General features: G+C 73.2%; 1 protein-coding gene. It reads left to right on the top strand.

Annotation, left to right across the window (positions count from 1 at the left end):
* The coding region (locus tag BMY74_RS41575; RefSeq protein WP_089927186.1) for a type I polyketide synthase at positions 1–21,522 on the top strand (21,522 nt) is incomplete at its 5' end.
* Position 21,523: the final 1 nt, after the last annotated feature.

Raw genomic sequence — 21,523 nt, 5'->3', positions numbered from 1 at the left:
CTGGCCGTCGTGCGGGGGTCGGCCGTCAACCAGGACGGTGCGTCCAACGGGCTCACCGCGCCGAACGGTCCTTCGCAGCAGCGAGTCATCCGCCAGGCCTTGGCGAGCGCGGGACTCGGAACGTCCGATGTGGACGTGGTCGAGGCGCACGGTACGGGCACGACGCTGGGCGATCCGATCGAGGCGCAGGCGCTGCTGGCGACCTACGGCCAGGACCGTGACCGGCCTTTGCTTCTGGGGTCGGTGAAGTCGAACATCGGCCACACCCAGGCCGCCGCCGGTGTCGCCGGCATCATCAAGATGGTGCAGGCGCTGCGGCACGGCGTCGTCCCGAAGACACTCCACGTCGACACGCCTTCGTCGCATGTGGACTGGTCCCAGGGCTCGGTCGAGCTGTCGACCGAGAACCTCTCGTGGCCGGAGGTCGAGCGCCCGCGACGAGCTGCTGTGTCGTCGTTCGGCATCAGCGGCACCAACGCGCACGTGATCATCGAGCAACCCGAACCGGTGGCCTCGCCGGAGCCCGCAGATGCTCCCGCCGCTCCCTGGGTGCTCTCCGCCAGGTCTCCCGAGGCGTTGCGCGGCCAGGCGGCACACCTGCGGTCCTTCGTGGACGGCAGGGCCGACATCCGGGACCTCGATGTCGCGTTCTCGCTCGCGACCACCCGGTCCGCCTTCGAGCACCGCGCCGCGGTGGTGGCGGGTGACCGCGAGTCGCTGGCGCGGGCGCTCACCGCGCTCGCCGAGGGCGTCCCCGGTACCGGCGTGATCGGGAGCGAGCAGTTCCCGCCCGGCAAGCTCGCCGTGGTGTTCGCGGGCCAGGGCAGCCAGCGGATCGGCATGGGCAGGGAGCTCTCCCTGCGGTACCCGGTCTTCGCGGACGCACTCGACACCGTGATCGCCGCGGCCGACCGTTTCCTCGACCGGCCGCTGCGGGAGGTGATGTGGGGCGAGGACGCGGAATCGCTCGACCGGACGGGCTGGGCACAGCCGGCCCTGTTCGCGGTCGAGGTGGCGCTGTTCGCCCTGCTGCGGTCGTGGGGTGTCCGCCCGGACTACCTCGCCGGCCACTCGATCGGCGAGATCGCGGCCGCGCACGTCGCGGGCGTGCTGTCGCTCGAGGACGCCTGCGCCCTGGTCTGCGCGCGTGGTCGTCTGATGCAGGCGCTGCCTGCGGGCGGTGCGATGGTCGCGGTCCAGGCCAGCGAGGACGAGATCACCCCGTCGCTCACCGGGGAGATGTCGATCGCGGCGGTCAACGGCCCGAACTCGGTCGTGATCGCAGGCGGGGAAGCGCCGGTGCTGGCGGTGGCCGCCCGGCTCGAGGCGCAAGGCCGCAAGACCAAGCGACTGCGCGTCTCCCACGCGTTCCACTCGCCGCTGATGGACCCGATGCTGGAAGAGTTCCGCGAGGTGGTCGAGGGCTTGACGTTCTCGGCGCCGCGCATCCCGCTGGTGTCCGCGCTGACCGGCTCCCTCGCCACCGGGGAGCAGCTCTGCTCCCCGGAGTACTGGGTCGAGCACGTGCGCGCGACCGTGCGCTTCGCCGACGCGGTCGGCGCTCTGCGCGAATCGCGGGTGACGACGTTCGTGGAACTCGGTCCGGACAGCGTCTTGTCCGCCATGATCGGCGACATCGCCGGCGACGACGGCGACGTGCTGGCGGTGCCGGTCCTGCGGTCGGATCGAGCGGAGGAGATCGCCGCCGCGACGGCCGTGGCACGGCTGCACGTGGCGGCCGTCCCGGTGGACTGGTCCCGCTACTTCGCCGGGCGGGGCGCGCAGCGGATCGATCTCCCCACCTACGCGTTCCAGCACGTGGCTTACTGGCCAGAGGGCCCGGCGGCTGACCGGGGCGACCAGGCCACCACCGTCACCGACGGCACCCTGTGGTCGGTGGTGGAACAAGGTGACCCGGCAGCGCTCGCCGCGCTCCTGCGCCTGGAGGAAGGTCAGGTCACCACACCTGAGTCGTTGCTCACCGCGCTGTCCGCCTGGCGCCGGGGTGCGGAGGAGCGGTCGCGGCTCGAGTCGTGGCGCTACCGGGTCGCCTGGCACCGCCTCGGAGACGTCGCCGCCACGCTCGAAGGCCTGTGGCTGGTGGTCGGCGGTGAATCGATCGACGCGCCTGCTGACGAGGTGTGCGACGCGCTGCACATGCACGGAGCGGAGGTCGAGTACGTCGCGCTCGGCGAGCACGACGCCGTGGCGGAACGCTTCGCCGGGTTCGAGAACCCGGCCGGAATCGTGTCGCTGCTCGCGTTCGACCAACGGCCGAGCACGGCTCACCCCGTGCTCACCGTCGGACTCGTCCAGGCACTGGCCCTCGCACAGGCGGACCTCGGGGCTCCTGTGTGGACGGTGACCGGTGGTGCCGTGTCGACCGGGGCGGACGACCACGTGAGGAATCCAGCCCAGGCCGCGGTGTGGGGCTTCGGCAGGACCGCCGCCCTGGAGGTGCCACGGCGCTGGGGTGGCCTGGTGGACCTGCCACAGGCCTTCGACGAGCAGGTGGCTCGCAGGCTCGTCGCCGCACTGACCGGACCCGCCGCTGAGGACCAGATCGCGGTGCGCGCGGAGGGCGTGTTCGGCCGGAGGATCGCGCGACGCCCGGTGGCACCCGTCGTCGCCGACGACATCTCCACGCGGGGAACTGTGCTGGTGACCGGCGGAACCGGAGCGCTCGGAGCAGAGGTCGCACGTCGCCTCGCCCGTGGCGGGACGCAGCACCTTCTGCTCACCAGCCGCAGGGGGCCCGCCGCACCTGGCGCGGACGAGCTCCGGGCCGAGCTGACCGCCCTGGGCGCCCGCGTCGACGTCGTCGCCTGTGACGTCGCCGAGCGGGACCAGGTCGCCGCGCTGCTCGCAGAGTTCGACGTCACCGGCGTCGTGCACACGGCCGGTGTCTCCCATTCCGACGGCCTGGACACGCTCGGGCAGCCCTTGTTCGCCGAGGTGATGTCCGCCAAGGTCGCGGGCGCGGTGCACCTCGACGCCCTGCTCGCCGATCGCGAGCTGGACATGTTCGTGTTGTTCGGATCCATCGCGGGCGTCTGGGGCAGTGGTGGCCAAAGCGCCTACAGCGCGGCGAACGCGATGCTGGACGCACTCGCCGAACACCGGCGTGCGCGCGGCCTGACGGCCACCTCCATCGCCTACGGTCCCTGGGCCGAGGCGGGGATGGGCGCGGACGAGATCGTGTCCGGTGACCTGCGCCGCCGCGGGCTCCGCCTGCTGCCGCCGGCCCAGGCGGTCTCCGAGTTCGTCGGTGCCGTCCTGCGCGGCGACACCACCGTCACCGTGGCCGACGTCGACTGGGAGCGGTACTTCCCGATCTTCACCGCCGTCCGGCCCAGCGCGCTGTTCGGCGACCTGCCCGAGATCGCGGCCCTGGCCGGCACCTCCGCGGATGCCGAAGGTCCGTCCGGTGAGCTGGCGAGCCGCATCAGCGGCCTCGCGGAGGCGGACCGGCTGCGGGTCCTGGTCGAGCTGGTCCGCGGCGAGGCGGCGGCCGTGCTGGGCTACGGCTCGGTCGAGGAAGTGCCCGCCGAACGGGCTTTCCGCGACATCGGCTTCGACTCCCTCACCGCGGTCGAGCTGCGTCAGCGCCTCGCCGCCACGACGGGCCTGGCCCTGCCGGCCACCATGGTCTTCGACTACCCGAGCGCGTCGGCGCTCGCCGAGTACGTCCTCGGCGAGCTCCTCGGTGCCGGTGCGGGGGAGTCCGCGGGACCGGGTGCGGGCTCCGCCCCGTCGGACGACCCCATCGCGATCGTCGGTATGGGCTGCCGTTTCCCGGGCGGTGTCAGCTCCCCGGAGGAGTTCTGGGACCTGGTCTCGTCCGGTGCCGACGCCATCACGGAGTTCCCCGCCGATCGGGGCTGGGACGCCGCGGCCCTGTACGACCCCGACCCCGACCACGCGGGTACCACCTACTCGACCCAGGGCGGGTTCCTGCACGACGCGGGCGAGTTCGACCCCGGTTTCTTCGGGATCTCCCCGCGCGAGGCGCTGGCCATGGACCCCCAGCAGCGACTGCTGCTGGAGACGACCTGGGAGGCCTTCGAGCGCGCCGGGATCGCACCGGCGTCCCTGCGCGGCAGTCGAACCGGGGCCTTCGTCGGCTCGTCCTACCAGGACTACGGCAGCGGGGCCGGCGACGGCTCCGAAGGGCACATGGTCACCGGCACCAGCCCGAGCGTGCTCTCGGGCAGGCTGTCGTACGTGTTCGGGCTCGAGGGCCCGGCCGTGACCGTCGACACGGCGTGCTCGTCGTCGCTGGTCGCCCTGCACCTCGCGTGCGCCTCCCTCACCAGCGGTGAGAGCACCCTCGCGGTGGCCGCCGGCGCCACGGTGATGCCGCTTCCCAACGGCTTCATCGCCTTCAGCAGGCAGCGGGCGCTCGCCCGCGACGGCCGCTGCAAGGCCTTCTCCGACGCGGCCGACGGCATGACGCTCGCCGAAGGCGTCGGTGTTGTCGTCCTGGAGAGGCTGTCCGACGCGCGCCGCAACGGACATCCGGTGCTGGGCATCGTGCGCGGCAGCGCGGTGAACCAGGACGGCGCTTCCAACGGCCTCACCGCGCCCAACGGTCCCTCGCAGCAGCGGGTGATCCGCCAGGCGCTGGCCAATGCCGGCCTGGCGCCGTCCGATGTGGACGCGATGGAGGCGCACGGCACCGGTACCCCTCTCGGCGACCCGATCGAAGCCCAGGCGCTGCTCGCGACCTACGGCCGGGACCGCGACCCGGAGCAGCCCCTGCTCGTCGGTTCGGTGAAGTCGAACATCGGGCACACCCAGTCGGCGGCGGGCATCGCCAGCCTGATCAAGATGGTCATGGCGATGCGCAGCGGCGTGCTGCCCGCGACCCTGCACGTGGACATGCCCTCGACGCGCGTGGACTGGACGTCCGGTGCGCTTTCACTGCTGACGGAATCACGGCAGTGGCCCGACACGGGCCGCCCGCGCCGGTCGGCCGTGTCCTCGTTCGGTGTCAGCGGCACCAACGCGCACGTGGTGCTGGAGGCGGCCCCCACCGTCGAACCGGTTGAGGTCGCGGAGACTCGTGATCTGCCCGTGGTCCCGTTGGTCGTGTCGGCCCGCACCGAGGCGGCACTGCGGGCGCAGGCGGAGAGGCTCCTCGCCGTGGAGGGCGCTCGTCCCGTCGACGTGGGCGCCGAGCTGGCGCGTTCCCGTTCGGTGTTCGAGCAGCGGGCGGTGGTGCTGGGCGCTGATCAGGCCAAACTCTCGGCCGGGCTGGCGGAGCTGGCCGCGAGCGGGTCGTCGGCCGCCGTGGTGACGGGTACGGCCGATGTCGACGGCAAGGTCGTCTTCGTGTTCCCCGGCCAGGGCGCGCAGTGGGCCGGCATGGGCGCACGGCTCCTCGCCGAGTCCCCGGTGTTCGCCGAGCGCATGGCCCAGTGCGCCGCCGCGCTGGCACCGTTCGTCGACTGGTCGTTGCTCGACGTGGTCAGCGGAGCGGAGGGCGCGCCCTCGCTGGACCGGGTGGACGTGGTGCAGCCCGCCTCGTTCGCGATGATGGTGTCCCTAGCTGAGATGTGGCGTTCCTGCGGTGTCGTCCCGGACGCCGTGATCGGACACTCGCAGGGTGAGATCGCCGCCGCCTGCGTGTCCGGCGCGTTGCCGCTGGCGGACGCGGCCAGGGTCGTGGCCCTGCGCAGCCAGGCGATCGCCCGCACGCTGGCCGGTCGCGGCGCGATGGTGTCGGTGGCCCTGCCGGTGGCCGAGGTCGAACCCCTGCTGGACGAGTGGGACGGTCAGGTGTCCGTCGCGGCCGTGAACGGCCCGCGCGCCGTGGTCGTGTCCGGTGTGCCCGATGCGCTGGAGACGCTGGTCGAGCGGCTGACGGCTGCCGGAGTCCGCGCGAAGCGGATCGCGGTGGACTACGCCTCGCACTCCGCTCAGGTCGAGGACCTCGAAGCCGAACTGCTGCGCGACCTCGCGCCGATGACGCCCGCGATCCCGGAGATCCCGTTCCTGTCCACCGTGACGGGGCAGTGGCTCACCGGGGCTGAGCTGGACGCCGGGTACTGGTACCGCAACCTGCGGCAGACCGTGGAGTTCGAACCCGCGATCCGCCGGCTGCTCGACGACCGCTTCCGCGTCTTCGTCGAGGTGAGCTCGCACCCCGTGCTGACCGTGGGCGTGCAGGACGTCGTGGACGACGCGGGCGAGCGCGCGGTGGTGGCCGGGACGCTCCGCCGTGACCAGGGCGGCCTGTCCCGGATGCTCACCTCGGCCGCGGAGGTCTTCGTCCGCGGTGTGCCCGTCGACTGGGCGCGCCTGTTCGATGCGACCGGCGCGCGCCGCGTCGAGCTGCCGACGTACGCGTTCCAGCACGAACACCTCTGGGCGGTGCCGCAGTTCTTCGAACCGGCCGCGGCTGCGGATCCCGCCGACGCGGAGTTCTGGACCGCGGTGGAGCAGCAGAACCTCGACCTGCTCGCCGCCAGCCTGCACGTCGACGAGGAGTCCCTCGCCGCGGTGCTGCCCGCGTTGTCGTCGTGGCGCAGGCAGCGGGCCGACAAGTCCACTGTGGACTCGTGGCGGTACCGGGACGTGTGGACCCCCGTCGCCGCCAGGACCGCCTCGTCCCTCACCGGCGACTGGCTCGTGGTGTCGGCAGGGGATGCGGACGACCTGGTGGCCCACCTGAACGCGCTCGGCGCGGACGTCCGCGAGGTCGTGCTCGACGACTCCTGCCTCGACCGGACCGAGCTGGTGGAGCGACTCGGTGACCTGTCCGGGCTGACCGGCGTCGTGTCGGCACTCGCGTCGGCCGAGCAGCCGAGTCCCGCGCTGCCGTGCATGTCGCTGGGACTCGCGCTCACGGTCACCCTCGTGCAGGCGCTGGAGCACAGCGAGGCCCCGCTCTGGCTGCTGACCAGGGGAGCGGTGTCGACCGGCCGGTCCGATCCGATCACCTCCCCGGCGCAGGCGATGGTGCACGGAGTGGGGTGGACGGTGGCTCTGGAGCACCCCGACCGCTTCGGTGGCGTGGTGGACCTGCCCGAGGTCCTCGACGAGCGGGCCGCGCACCGGCTCGCCGCACTGCTGTCGGGCGCGGTGCTGGAGGACCAGGTCGCACTGCGCGCCTCTGGCACGTTCGCCCGTCGCATCGTGCCCGCCGCCCCCGGCAGGCAGGGGACCAGCCGTGAGTGGACGCCCCGGGGGACCACGCTGGTCACCGGCGGCACCGGCACGCTCGGCAGGCACCTGGCCCGCTGGCTCGCCACGCAGGGCGCCGAGCACCTGGTGCTCACCAACCGCAGCGGCCTGGCCGCAGCCGGGGCACCTGAGCTGGTCGCGGAGCTCGCGGAACTCGGCGCCACGGCCGAGGTCGTGGCCTGCGACATCGCCGACCGCGCCGCGGTGGCCGGGCTCCTCGACCGGCTCGCGGCCGACGGCCACGTGATCCGCAACGTCGTGCACACCGCGGCGGTCATCGAACTCCACTCGCTCGCGGACACCACCCTCGACGCCTTCGCCGAGGTGCTGAACGCGAAGGTGGCCGGCGCCCGCAACCTCGACGAACTGCTCGGCGAGGACCTCGACGCCTTCGTCCTCTACTCCTCGACAGCGGGCATGTGGGGCAGCGGTCAGCACGCGGCCTACGTCGCCGGCAACGCGTTCCTCAACGCCCTGGCGGCGCACCGCCGGGCCAGGGGGCTGCGCGCCACGGCGGTGTCGTGGGGCATCTGGTCCGACGACGTGGAACTCGGCCGGGTCGACCCGAACCAGATCCGCCGCAGCGGACTCGTGTTCATGGACCCGCAGCTCGCACTGAGCGGGTTGCGGCAGGCCCTCGTCGAAGACGAGACGGTGCTGGCGATCGCCGACATCGACTGGGAGCGGTACTACCCGGTCTACACCTCGGCCCGCCCGACCCCGCTGTTCGACGAGGTGCCCCAGGTCCAGAAGCTGGTGGAGGAGGCCGAACAGGAGGTCACGCACGACAGCGGGTTCGCCGCCACCCTGCGGAGCCTGCCGCCGGTGGAACAGCGCCGCGCCGTGCTGGGCCTGGTCCGCACGGAGGCGGCCACGGTGCTCGGGTTCTCCTCCGCGGACGCCCTGGCCGAGGAACGCGCGTTCCGCGACGTCGGGTTCGACTCGCTGACCGCCGTGGACCTGCGCAACCGGCTCACGGTCGCGACGGGCCTCAAGCTGCCCGCCACACTCGTGTTCGACCACCCCACCCCCGTCGCCCTCGCGGACTTCCTGCTGGCCGAGATCGCCGGCGGCACGGTCGAGTTCACCGGTCCCGTCCGGACCGGTGACACCTCCGACGAACCGATCGCGATCATCGGCATGGCCTGCCGCTACCCCGGCGGGATCACCTCGCCGGAGGACCTGTGGGAGCTGGTGCTGGGCGGCGGAGACGCCATCTCCGGGTTCCCGGCCGACCGCGGCTGGGACGCCGCCTCGCTCTACGACGCCGATCCGGACCGCGCGGGCAAGAGCTACTCGGTGCAGGGCGGTTTCCTGCACGACGTCGCCGGGTTCGACCCCGCCTTCTTCGGGATCTCCCCGCGCGAGGCCCTCGCGATGGACCCGCAGCAGCGCCTGCTGCTCGAAACCGCCTGGGAGGCCTTCGAACGCGCGGGGATCGACCCGCGGTCCGCTCGCGGCAGCCTCACCGGGACGTTCATCGGCGCGAGCTACCAGGACTACAGCTCCGCGGCCCCGAGCTCCGCCGAGGGATCGGAGGGCCACGCGGTCACCGGCACCCTGTCGAGCATCCTCTCGGGACGGATCTCCTACCTGTTCGGCCTGGAGGGACCCGCGGTCACCCTCGACACGGCGTGTTCGTCGTCGCTGGTCGCGATGCACCTCGCGTGCCAGTCGCTGCGCGAGGGCGAGAGCTCGCTGACCCTGGCGGGCGGGGTGAGCGTGATGTCCACGCCGGCCGCCTTCATCGGGTTCAGCAGGCAGCGGGCACTCGCGGTGGACGGCCGCTGCAAGGCCTACTCCGACCAGGCCGACGGCATGACCCTCGCCGAGGGCGTCGGGCTCGTGCTGCTCGAACGGCTTTCCGACGCCGAGCGCAACGGCCACCGGGTGCTCGCGGTGATCCGCGGCTCGGCGATCAACCAGGACGGCGCGTCGAACGGCATGACCGCGCCGAGCGGTCCGTCGCAGCAGCGCGTCATCCGGCAGGCCCTGGCCAACGCGGGGCTGCGGGCCGCCGACGTCGACGCGGTGGAGGGGCACGGCACCGGCACCGCGCTGGGCGACCCCATCGAAGCCCAAGCGCTGCTCACGACCTACGGCCAGGACCGGGAACGCCCGCTGCTGCTGGGTTCGGTCAAGTCCAACATCGGCCACACCCAGATGGCCTCCGGTGTCGCGAGCGTGATCAAGATGGTGCAGGCGCTCCGGCACGGCGTCCTGCCGAAGACGTTGCACGTCACCCAGCCGTCGTCCTACGTGGACTGGTCCGCGGGCTCGATCGAGCTGCTGACCGAGCAGACCTCCTGGCCCGAGCACGGGCGTCCGCGCCGGGCGGGCATCTCCTCGTTCGGTCTCAGCGGGACGAACGCCCACATGGTCGTCGAGGCGGCACCCGCCGCCGAGGAGCCCGGGGCGCGGCCGGAGCCGGGCGCGGTGCCGGTCGTCCTGTCGGCCCGCACCGACGAGGCGCTGCGGGCGTACGCGGACCGGCTGCTGTCCGCGGTGACGGCACAGCCCGCACCGGCCCTGGCCGACATCGCGTTCTCGCAGGCGACCACCCGGTCCGGCTTCGAGCGGCGCGCGGCCGTGGTGGCGAAGGACGTCGAGGAACTCGTGGCGGGCCTCACGGCGCTGCGCGAGGGCACCGGCGCGGCGACGGCCACGGTGGTCGAGGCCGAGACGACCACCGGCCCGTCGGCGTTCCTCTTCACGGGCCAGGGCAGCCAGCGCGCCGGTGCGGGACGTGAGCTGTACGAGCGGTTCCCGGTCTTCGCCGACGCCCTGGACGAGGTGCTCGCCCGCTTCGACGCCGAGCTCGACAGGCCGTTGCGCGATCTCGTGTTCGCCGAGCCCGGCAGCGCGGAGGCCGCTCTCCTCGACGAGACCGGCTACACGCAGCCGGCGCTGTTCGCGATCGAGGTGGCGCTGTACCGGCTCGTCGAGTCGTGGGGGATCACGCCCGGCTACCTCGCGGGCCACTCGATCGGCGAACTCGTCGCCGCCCACGTCGCCGGGGTGTTCACCCTCGACGACGCGTGCAAGCTCGTCGCGGCACGCGGACGCCTCATGCAGGCGCTGCCGTCCGGTGGCGCGATGGTGTCCGTCGAAGCCTCCGAGGACGACGTGCTGGCGCAGCTCGCCGGACACGAGGACGAGGTCTCGGTCGCGGCGGTGAACGGGCCGCGGGCCGTGGTGATCGCGGGCGTGGAGCGGACGGTGCTCGACATCGCCTCCCGGTTCGAGGCCCTCGGCCACCGCACCCGCCGGTTGCGGGTGAGCCACGCGTTCCACTCGCCCCTGATGGACGCGATGCTCGACGAGTTCCGCGAGGTCGCCGAGACCGTCGCCTACCGGCGGCCGGAGATCCCGTTCGTGTCCAACGTGACCGGCGCCCTGGCCGAGGTCGAGCAGGTCTGCACGGCGCGCTACTGGGTCGAGCACGTGCGTCGCGCGGTGCGTTTCGCCGACGGTGTGGAGTGCCTGACCACGCTGGGCGTGCGGACCTTCCTGGAGATCGGACCGGACGGCGTGCTGGCGGGGATGGCGCCGGAGATCGGCATGACGCCGCTCCTGCGGCGTGGCCGCGCCGAGGTCGAGTCGGTTCTGCTGGCGGTCGCGCACTGGCACGTCCGCGGGCAGGCAGTGGACTGGCACGCCTTCTTCGCGGGCTCCGGCGGACGCCGGGTCGACCTCCCGACGTACCCGTTCCAGAACGAGAGGTTCTGGCCGGACGCCGGTCTCGAACCGGAGACCGGGTCCGCGCTCGGCGGCGCTGACGACGCCTTCTGGTCGGCGGTGGAGCACGGCGACATCGAGTCGCTGACCACGTCACTCGGGCTGGACGGCGGCACCGTGAGCGCCATGGTGCCCGCGTTGTCGTCGTGGCGGCGAACACGGCGTGACCAGTCCGTTGTGGACGGTTGGCGCTACCAGGTGTCCTGGACTCCGGTCACCGGAGGCGGCGGGGCCGCTGCCGGGACCTGGCTCCTGCTCGCCCCGGCTGCGGCGCCGGACGACTGGCAGGAGGCTTTGGTCGGAGGACTGGGTGCGGACGTGGTCCGCCTGGAGGTGCCCTGCGAGGACCGCGCCGCTCTCGCGCAGCGGTTGCGGGAGGTCGCGGACACACCGTTCGCCGGAGTCCTGTCGCTGCTGGCTGTGCAGGACGGTGCCTTGCCGGGTCATCCGGAGGTGCCAGCGGGCCTCGCGATGACCGCGACCGCGGTCCAGGCGCTCGGTGACGCCGGCGTCGACGCCCCGCTCTGGTGCGTCACCCGCGGTGCTCTCGCCGTGGGGCGCTCCGAACAGGTGCTGTCGCCCGCCCAGGCGGGTGTGTGGGGCCTCGGCCGCGTGGTGGCGCTGGAGCAGCCGGGCCGATGGGGCGGACTCGTCGACCTGCCTGAGGTGCTCGACCGCCGCACCGCACAGCGGCTGAGCACCGTCGTGGGCGGCGACGAGGATCAGGTCGCCGTCCGGACCTCCGGGGTGTTCGTGCGCAGGCTGACGCGCAGCAGGCCGGTGGAGCGGCCGGCGGCCGAGGCGTTCCGGCCCACCGGCACGGTGCTGGTCACCGGTGGCACCGGAGGGCTGGGCGGGCACGTCGCCCGGTGGCTCGCCCGTGAGGGCGCCGAGCACCTGCTGCTGACCAGCAGGCGCGGACCGGATGCTCCGGGTGTCGAGGACCTGTGCCGGGAGCTGACGGAACTCGGCGCGCGGGTCACCGTCGTGGCCTGCGACGTCGCCGACCGGGATGCGCTGGCCCCGGTGCTCGACGGCATCCCGGAACAGTTCCCGCTCTCCGCGGTCTTCCACGCGGCCGGCGTGATCGAGGACGGTCTGGTCGACGACCTGACGCCGGAGTCGCTCGCGGCCGTGCTGCGCGCCAAGGCGACCGCGGTCACCGCCCTGCACGACCTGACGATCGGCGCGGAGCTGTCCGCGTTCGTGACCTTCTCCTCCACCGCGGGCGTCATCGGCGCCGCGGGACAGGGGAACTACGCGGCGGCCAACGCCTTCCTGGACGCCTTCGCCGAGCACCGCCGGTCCCTCGGCCTGCCGTCGACCTCGGTGGCGTGGGGTCCGTGGGCCGATGCGGGCATGGTCGACGCCGCGGGCGTGGAGAGCAGGCTGCGCCGCGGCGGTTTCGAGCCGATGCGGCCCGACCTGGCGATCACCGCGTTGCGGCAGGCGATCGAGGGCGGCGACGCCGTCCTGATGGTCGCGGACGTCGACTGGACCAGGTTCGCGGCGGCGTTCGCCGACGTGCCCCTGGTCGCCGACCTGCCGGAGGTCAGGGCGCTCCAGCGGGCGAAGCCCGAGGTCCAGGCCGACGACTCGCTGGCGGGCCTGCCCGCCGCCGAGCGGTCGCGGCGCGTGCTGGACCTGGTGCGGGCGCACGTCGCGGCCGTCCTCGGCCACGCCGACGCGAGCACCGTCGCCGCCGACCGGCCGTTCCAGGACCTCGGGTTCGACTCGCTGACGTCGCTGGAGCTGCGCAACGCGCTGGCGGCCACCACCGGGCTGACCCTGCCCGCCTCGCTGGTGTTCGACCACCCGAGCCCCGCCGAGATGGCGGAGTTCCTGCTGTCCGAACTGCTCGGCGAGCTGGACGAACCCGAACAGGAGGTCCGTGCGGCCCGTTCGGCCGCCGACGACCCGATCGCGATCGTCGGCATCGGGTGCAGGTTCCCCGGCGGGGTGGACTCCCCGGAGGGGCTGTGGCGCCTGTTGTCCGAAGAGAGGGACGGCATCTCGGCTTTCCCCGACGACCGGGGCTGGGACCTCGCCGCACTGGCGAGCGGCTACTCCGCCACCGCCGAGAGCGGGTTCCTGACCGGCGTCGCCGACTTCGACGCGGGCTTCTTCGGCGTCTCACCCCGTGAGGCGCTGGCGATGGACCCCCAGCAGCGGCAGGTGCTCGAGACGGCCTGGGAGGCGCTGGAACGCGCCGGCATCGACCCCTCCACCCTGCGCGGCAGCCAGACCGGCGTCTTCATCGGCACCAACGGGCAGGACTACGCCGACCTGCTCACCGACGCCGGTGACGAGGTGCAGGGGTACGTGGCCACCGGCACCACCGCGAGCGTGCTGTCCGGCAGGCTCTCCTACACCCTCGGCCTGGAAGGCCCCGCGGTCACCGTCGACACGGCGTGCTCGTCGGCGCTGGTCGCGATGCACTGGGCCACCCGCGCGCTGCGCGGCGGCGAGTGCACCCTGGCGCTGGCCGGTGGCGTGTCGGTGATGTCGACCCCCGGATCGTTCGTCGAGTTCACCTCGCAGGGCGGCCTCGCGCCGGACGGCCGGTGCAAGCCGTTCGCCGACGGTGCCGACGGCACGGCCTGGTCGGAGGGCGTGGGAGTCCTCGTCCTGGAAAGGCTCTCCGACGCGCTGCGCAACGGGCACGAGGTCTGGGGCCTGCTGCGCGGCTCGGCGGTCAACCAGGACGGCGCGTCGAACGGCCTCACCGCCCCCAACGGTCCTTCCCAGCAGAGGGTCATCCGGCAGGCACTGGCCGATTCCGGCCTCGTCCCGGCGGACATCGACGCGGTCGAGGCGCACGGCACGGGCACGACGCTGGGCGACCCGATCGAGGCCCAGGCGCTGCTGTCGACGTACGGCCGTGACCGGGACCGCCCGTTGTGGCTCGGCTCGGTCAAGTCGAACATCGGCCACACGCAGGCCGCGGCCGGCACCGCAGGCGTGATCAAGATGGTCATGGCGCTGCGGCACGGCGTCCTTCCCCGGTCCCTGCACATCGACGAGCCCTCGTCCCACGTGGACTGGGAGTCCGGCAGCGTGTCGCTGCTCCGTGCGCCGCAGGAGTGGCCGCGGAACGGGCACGCCCGCCGCGCAGGCGTGTCTGCGTTCGGACTGAGCGGCACCAACGCCCACGTCATCGTCGAGGAGGCGCCGCCCGCGCGTCCGGCCGTCGCACCGCGTCGTTCTCCCGCCGTGGTGCCGTGGGTGGTCTCCGGCAAGACCCGCGCCGCGCTCGACGCCCAGCTGGAGCGGGTGCGCGCCTTCGCCGGGCAGCACCCCGACCTGTCCGTCCTGGACATCGGTTTCACGCTGGCGACCGGACGTGCGGCCTTCCGGCACCGTGCGGTGCTGCTCCGCGGCGAGGGCAACGCGGACACCATCCGCGACGTCGCCAGCGAGCGGTCGCTCGCGGTGTTGTTCTCCGGTCAGGGGTCGCAGCGCCTGGGCATGGGCCGCGAGCTCCACGAACGCTTCCCGGTGTTCGCCGAGGCGTTCGACGCGGTGGCGGCCCACCTCGACCTCGTCCTCGACCGTCCGCTGCGCGAGGTCGTCTGGGGCGAGGACCCCGAGGCGCTGTCGCGGACCGGGTTCACCCAGCCCGCGTTGTTCGCGGTGGAGGTGGCGCTCTTCCGGCTGGTCGAGTCGTGGGGCATCCGGCCCGACTTCGTCGGCGGGCACTCCATCGGCGAGGTCGCGGCCGCACACGTGGCGGGCGTGCTGTCGCTCGCCGACGCGTGCCGGCTGGTGGTCGCGCGCAGCGCCCTCATGGAGGCACTGCCCGCCGGCGGTGCCATGGTGGCGATCCAGGCGACCGAGTCCGAGGTCCTGCCGCTGCTGACCGGGGACGTGTCGATCGCCGCCGTCAACGGGCCCGCATCGGTGGTGGTCGCGGGCTCCGATGACGCGGTGCGGGCGGTCGCGGACGCGTTCGGTGACCGCAAGACCACCCGGCTCAAGGTGTCGCACGCGTTCCACTCGCCGTTGATGGAGCCGATGCTCGCGGAGTTCGCACGCGTGCTCGCGGAGCTCACCTTCGAGGCGCCGCGGATTCCCCTCGTGTCCAACGTGACCGGTGAGCTGGGCACGGACGTGCGGTCGCCCGAGTACTGGGTGCGGCACGTCCGCGAGGCCGTCCGGTTCGCCGACGGCGTGAAGACCCTGTCGGACGCCGGGGTGACCGCCTTCCTCGAACTCGGCCCGGACGCGGTGCTGTCCGCGCTCGCCGGGGAGTCGCTGCCGCAGGACGCCGTCGTCGTGCCCGCGCAGCGCAAGGGTCGCGGTGAGGAGGCGGCACTCGTGGCGGCACTGGCCCGGTTGCACGCTGCCGGTGTCACACCCGACTGGAAGGCGTTCTTCGACGGAACAGGTGCGACCAGCACGGATCTGCCCACGTACGCCTTCCAACGCGAGAGGTTCTGGCCGCAGGTGGCGCCGAGCCGCCGGTCGGTCGTGGACGACTGGTGCTACCGCGTGGACTGGGAGCCGGTGCCCGTTCCGCCCGGAACCGCGGACAAGTGGCTGGTGCTCGTGCCCGCCGGGCAGGACGACCCGTGGACGTCCGAGGTCGCGAACGCGCTCGGTGGCGAGGTCGTCAGCGTGTCCGAGTCCGTCGAGCTGCCGAGCTACAGCGACCTCGCCGGGGTCGTGTCCCTCTTGGCCGTGGGCGACGACGCGCTGCCCGCCGAGACCGCCTGGCCCGGTGCGGTGCTCCAGGCCGTGGCCGAGGCCGGGATCGACGCCCCGTTGTGGTGCCTCACCCGCGGTGCGGTCGCAGTCGACCGGACCGAACGCCTGCGCAGCGCCGGACAGGCCGCTGTCTGGGGCGAAGGCCTGGTCGTCGCAGTCGAGGAACCGCAGCGGTGGGGCGGTCTGGTCGACCTGCCCGCCGAGCTCGACGACCGGGTGCTGTCCCTGCTCGTCGACGTCCTGGCGGCTGGTGGTGACGAGGACCAGGTTGCCGTGCGCTCCACCGGCGTCGTCGGCAGGCGCCTGGTCCGTGCCGACGTCGCGTCGGACCCCTGGCATCCAGGTGGAACGGTGCTGCTCGCCGGCGCGGCCGGGACCGCGGACCGCCGGCTCGCCCGCTGGCTGGCCGACCGCGGCGCGACCCGCCTGGTCCTGACCGGTGCCGAGGTGGACCTTCCCGAGATCGACGCCGAGATCGTTTTCGTGGAGCGGGACGCGCTCGCGGACGCGATCGAGGAGTTCCCGCCCTCCGCGGTGTTCGTCACGGGGGACTTCATCGAGGAGCTCACCGACGTGGCCGACCTGGACGCGCTGCTCGGTGACCGGCCGCTCGACCGGTTCGTGCTGTGCGGCTCGGTCTCCGGGACCTGGGGCTTCGCCGGCAGGCGGGAGGAGGCGGCGGTCGGCGCCTACCTCGAGGCGATCGCGCGCCTGCGCCGCGACCGCGGACTCCCCGGTCAGTCGGTCTCGTGGGGAGCGCTGGCGGGCGCGTTGGACGAGCGGTCCGCCGCGCACCTGCGGCACAACGGCCTTCCCCCGATGGAGCCGGAGCGGGCGTTCGACGCGCTCGCCCGCACGGGCGCGGACGGCGGCTCTCTGGTCGTGGCGCACGTGCAGTGGGACGTCTTCGCGGCGAACCGCCGGGGCCCGCTGTTCGTGAACCTCGTGCCCGCGCCGGACGAGCAGGCGCACGACCGGAGCAACCCGCTGCGGGAGGCGCTCGCCGGACTGCCCGAGGCGGAACGTCGCGCCGCACTGCTCACGCTGGTCAGGGCCAAGGCCGCGGCGGTGCTGGGACACGGCTCACCGGGCGGGATCGAGGACGACTGGCCGTTCCGCGACCTCGGATTCGACTCGATGACCGCCGTCGACCTGCGCAACCTGCTCACCGCCGAGACCGGACTGACCCTGCCCGCGTCGCTGGTGTTCGACCATCCGACACCGGCCGAACTGGCCGGCTTCCTGCTGGGCGAGCTCTTCGGTGGCCAGGCGGAGGAACGCCCCGACCAGGGCGGCACCGCCACCGCGGACACCACCGACCCGATCGTGATCGTGGGCATGAGCTGCCGTTACCCCGGAGGTGTGCGCTCGCCCGAGGACCTGTGGGACCTGGTCAGCGGTGAGGTCGACGCCATCGGCGGACTGCCGGTCGACCGGGGGTGGGACCTCGCGGGCCTGATGGCGCGCGGCACGCCCACCAATGGCGGCTACCTCGACATCGCCGCCGACTTCGACGCCGGCTTCTTCGGGATCTCCCCGCGTGAGGCGATGGTCATGGACCCGCAGCAGCGCATGGTGCTGGAAACGGCGTGGGAGGCACTGGAACGCACCGGGATCGACCCGGCCTCGCTGCGCGGCACCGACACCGGTGTGTTCGTCGGCGGCGGCAGCGGTGACTACCGCCCGTCCGCGGAGCCGGGTGGCCAGTGGCAGACCGCGCAGTCGGCGAGCCTGCTGTCCGGGAGGCTCGCCTACACCTTCGGCCTGCAGGGGCCGACGGTCTCGGTCGACACCGCCTGCTCGTCGTCGCTCGTCGCGCTGCACTTGGCCGTGCAGGCCGTGCGCAGCGGTGAGTGCCGCCTCGCTCTGGCAGGTGGCGTGACGGTGATGGCCACCCCGAACGTGCTCATCGAGTTCGACGGTATGGGGGCGCTCTCACCCGACGGCCGGTGCCGGGCCTTCTCCGACACGGCGAACGGCACCGGATGGTCGGAAGGCGTCGGCATCCTGGTCGTGGAGCGGCTCTCCGACGCGCGGCGCCACGGGCACGACGTGCTCGCGATCGTCCGCGGTTCGGCGATCAACCAGGACGGTGCGTCGAACGGCCTGACCGCGCCGAGCGGTCCCGCCCAGCAGCGGGTGATCCGCAAGGCACTGGCGGTCGCAGGCGTCCACCCGTCCGAGGTGGACGCGGTCGAGGCGCACGGCACGGCCACCCGGCTGGGAGACCCGATCGAGGCCCAGGCGTTGCTCGCGACCTACGGCCAGGACCGCGAACGGCCGTTGCTGCTCGGCTCGCTCAAGTCCAACATCGGCCACACCCAGGCCGCGTCCGGCGTCGCCGGCGTGATCAAGATGGTCCAGGCGATGCGCCACGGGCTGCTGCCCAGGACGCTGCACGTGACCGAGCCGTCGTCCGGGGTGGACTGGACAGCGGGCTCGATCCGGTTGCTGACCAGCAGCGAACCGTGGCCCGAGACCGGGAGGCCCCGGCGCGCCGCGGTCTCCTCGTTCGGTGCCAGCGGCACCAACTCCCACCTCGTGCTCGAACAGCCGCCCACGGGCGGGGAACCTCCCGTCCCCGCTGTCAGCGGGACCTTCCCGGTCACGTTGTCGGCACGGACGCCGGAGGCACTTCGGGCGCAGGCCCGCCGTGTGCTCGAGCACGTGAGCGCGGCGGACGTCGGCCTGACCGATCTCGCGTTCTCCCTCGCGACGACCCGCGCCGTCTTCGCACAGCGCGCCGCCGTGGTGGCGGCGGACCGAGACCAGTTGCTCGACGGACTCACCGCACTGGTGCAGGAGGCGCGCAGCCCGCACGTCGTGCGTGGCGAGGCGGCTCGGTCGAGCAAGCTGGCGGCGCTGTTCTCCGGGCAGGGGGCTCAGCGAGTGGGCATGGGGCGCGAGCTGTACGACCGGTTCCCGGTGTTCGCGGCCGCCCTCGACGAGGTACTGGCCCACTGGGAGCCCGGCCTCCGCGAGGTGATGTGGGGCTCGGACCAGGAGACGCTGAACCGCACAGGACACGCGCAGCCCGCGCTGTTCGCGTTCGAGGTCGCGCTGTTCCGGCTGGTGGAGTCCTGGGGTGTTCGCCCCGACTTCGTCGGCGGGCACTCGATCGGCGAGGTGGCGGCAGCGCACGTCGCGGGCGTGCTGTCGCTGCGGGACGCGTGCCGCCTCGTCGCCGCGCGCGCCGCGCTCATGCAGGCGCTGCCCGAGGGCGGGGCGATGCTCGCGATCCAGGCCACCGAGGCCGAGGTCTCCGCACTGCTGGGCGAGGGCGTCTCGATCGCGGCGGTCAACGGTCCCTCGTCCGTGGTCCTCGCCGGTGAGGAGGACGCGGTGCACGCGGTCGCCGCGCGGCTCCAGGGCCGAAAGACGTCGAGGTTGCGGGTGTCGCACGCGTTCCACTCGCCGCTGATGGAACCCATGCTGGCGGACTTCGCGCGGGTGGTCGCCGGACTGTCGTTCGAACCTGCCCGGATTCCGGTGGTGTCCAACGTGACCGGACAGCTGGCGACCGACGTCGGCACACCGGGCTATTGGGTGCGGCACGTGCGTGACACCGTCCGGTTCGGCGACGGCGTGCGAGCGCTGTCGGAAGCGGGCGCGACGGTGTTCTTGGAGCTCGGACCCGACTCCGTGCTCTCCGCCCTGGCCGCGGAGTCGCTGCCCGGTGACGCGGTCGTGGTGCCCGCCGTGCGCAAGGACAGGTCCGAGGAGACCGCCGTGCTGAGCGCGTTCGCCCAGCTGCACGTCATCGGCGTGCCGGTGTCCTGGCAGGGACTGTTCGAAGGGACGGGTGCACGCCGGGTCGACCTGCCGACGTACGCCTTCCAGCACGAGCGGTACTGGCCGGAGACCACGGCAGGGCCCGCCCAGCGGGCGGGCCGCGAGGACGACGCCTTCTGGGAGGCGGTCGGCCAGGAGGACTTCACCACCCTGCGGACCGCGCTGGACGTGGACCAGGACGCGCTGGCCGAGGTGATGCCCGCCCTGCTGCGGTGGAGGCGGGAGCAGACCGACCGCTCCCTGGTGGACGGGTGGAGGTATCGGATCGACTGGAGGCCGCTCGTCGTCGAGCCGCAGGCAGGGCCCGCCGGGCGCTGGCTCGTCGTCGCCCCTGCCGGTGCCGACAGCTCTCCGGTGCTCACCGCGCTGGCCGGCACCGAGGTGGTCGAGCTCGTGGTGGCGGACCTGGACCGCGCGGCGCTCGCCGAGCGGCTTCGGGAGCTGGACGGCGGTTTCCACGGCGTCGTCTCGCTGCTCGCCGAGAAGAAGACCGTGGCGGACACGGCGGTGCTGCTGCAGTCGCTGGGAGACGCCGGGATCACCGCACCCCTGTGGTGCGTCACCAGGGGCGCGGTGTCAGTGGCTCCCACCGACGTGCCCGCCGAACCGCTCCAGGCGGCGCACTGGGGTCTGGGCGTGGTGGCCGCGCTGGAACACCCCGACCGCTGGGGTGGTCTGGTCGATCTGCCGGAGGTGCTCGACGACCGGTCCGCCGCGGGGCTGGCCGCGATCCTGGCCGGACTCGACCGCGAGGACCAGGTCGCCGTGCGCTCGTCCGCGGTGTTCGGGCGCAGGCTGGTGCCCGCTCCCGCCCCACGGCCGGACGAGCTGTGGCGTCCGGACGGCACGGTCCTGATCACCGGGGGCACCGGCGCGGTCGGCGGGCACGTCGCCCGCGGCCTCGCCCGGGACGGCGTGCGGCACCTGGTGCTGGCCAGCAGGAGCGGTGCCGAGGCGGACGGCGCCGAAGATTTGCGTTCCGAACTCACCGAGCTCGGTGTCGAGGTCACCTTGGCCGCATGCGACGTGGCCGACCGGGTGGCGGTGCGGGAGCTGCTGGCGGCGATCCCCTCTGAACACCCCCTGACCGGTGTGGTGCACGCGGCCGGTGTGCTCGACGACGGCGTGCTGGACAAGCTCACCCCGGACCGCTTCGACTCCGTGTTCAGGTCCAAGGTGGGTTCTGCCGTGCTGCTCGACGAGCTGACCCGCGATCTCGACCTCGACGCCTTCGTCCTCTTCTCCTCCGGAACCGCGATCGCGGGCAACCCGGGTCAGGCGAACTACGCGGCGGCCAACGCCGTGCTGAACGCACTCGCCGAGCGCCGCCGGGCCGCGGGTCTGCCGGCGACGTCGATCGCCTGGGGTGCCTGGGCCGGCGGAGGCATGGCCGAGGGTGGCAAGGCGGAGCAGCTGTCCCGCCGCGCGGGCATCGGCGCGATGGACCCCGACCTCGCCTACACCGCGTTGCGGCAGGTGGTCGCGGAGGGGGAACCGGTCACGATGGTCGCCGATGTGGGTCCGGTGCGGGGGACCACCTCGTCGCGTCCCGCTCCGCTGTTCCGGGACATGCCCGGCTACCGGGAGTCGGCGCCGGCCGAGGAGGCGCCGCGGTTCGACCTGGCGGCCCTGCCGCCCGCCAAGCGCGCGGAGGCGGTGCTCGACCTGGTGCGCGAGCGGGCCGCCGACGTGCTCGGCCACGGCACGGTCGAGGCGGTCGGGGTGCACACCCCGTTCCAGGAGCTCGGCTTCGACTCCCTGGGCACGGTCGAGTTGCGCAACCAGCTCAACGCGGCGACCGGGCTGAGCCTCGACTCGACGTTGGTGTTCGACCACCCGACGCCCACCCTGCTGGCCGAGCACGTGCTCGGACGACTCGACCCCGGCTCGTCGGTCAGGCCCGCGGACGACGAGGAGGCCGAGTTCCGGGAACTGCTGGCGTCCGTGCCGATCGCCCGGCTGCGCGAGGCGGGACTCCTCGACCAGATGCGGCGCCTGGCCGCCGGGCAGGCGGACGACGACACCGACGAGCAGGACGGCATCGACGAGATGTCCGTCGACGACCTGGTCCGTGCGGCACTCGAGGAGCAGAACTGAT

This window comes from Lentzea albida, assembly GCF_900111005.1.
Lineage (GTDB): Bacteria > Actinomycetota > Actinomycetes > Mycobacteriales > Pseudonocardiaceae > Lentzea > Lentzea albida.
The sequence above is the reverse complement of the archived record's forward strand: the minus strand, read 5'-3'. Positions and strand labels throughout refer to the sequence as shown.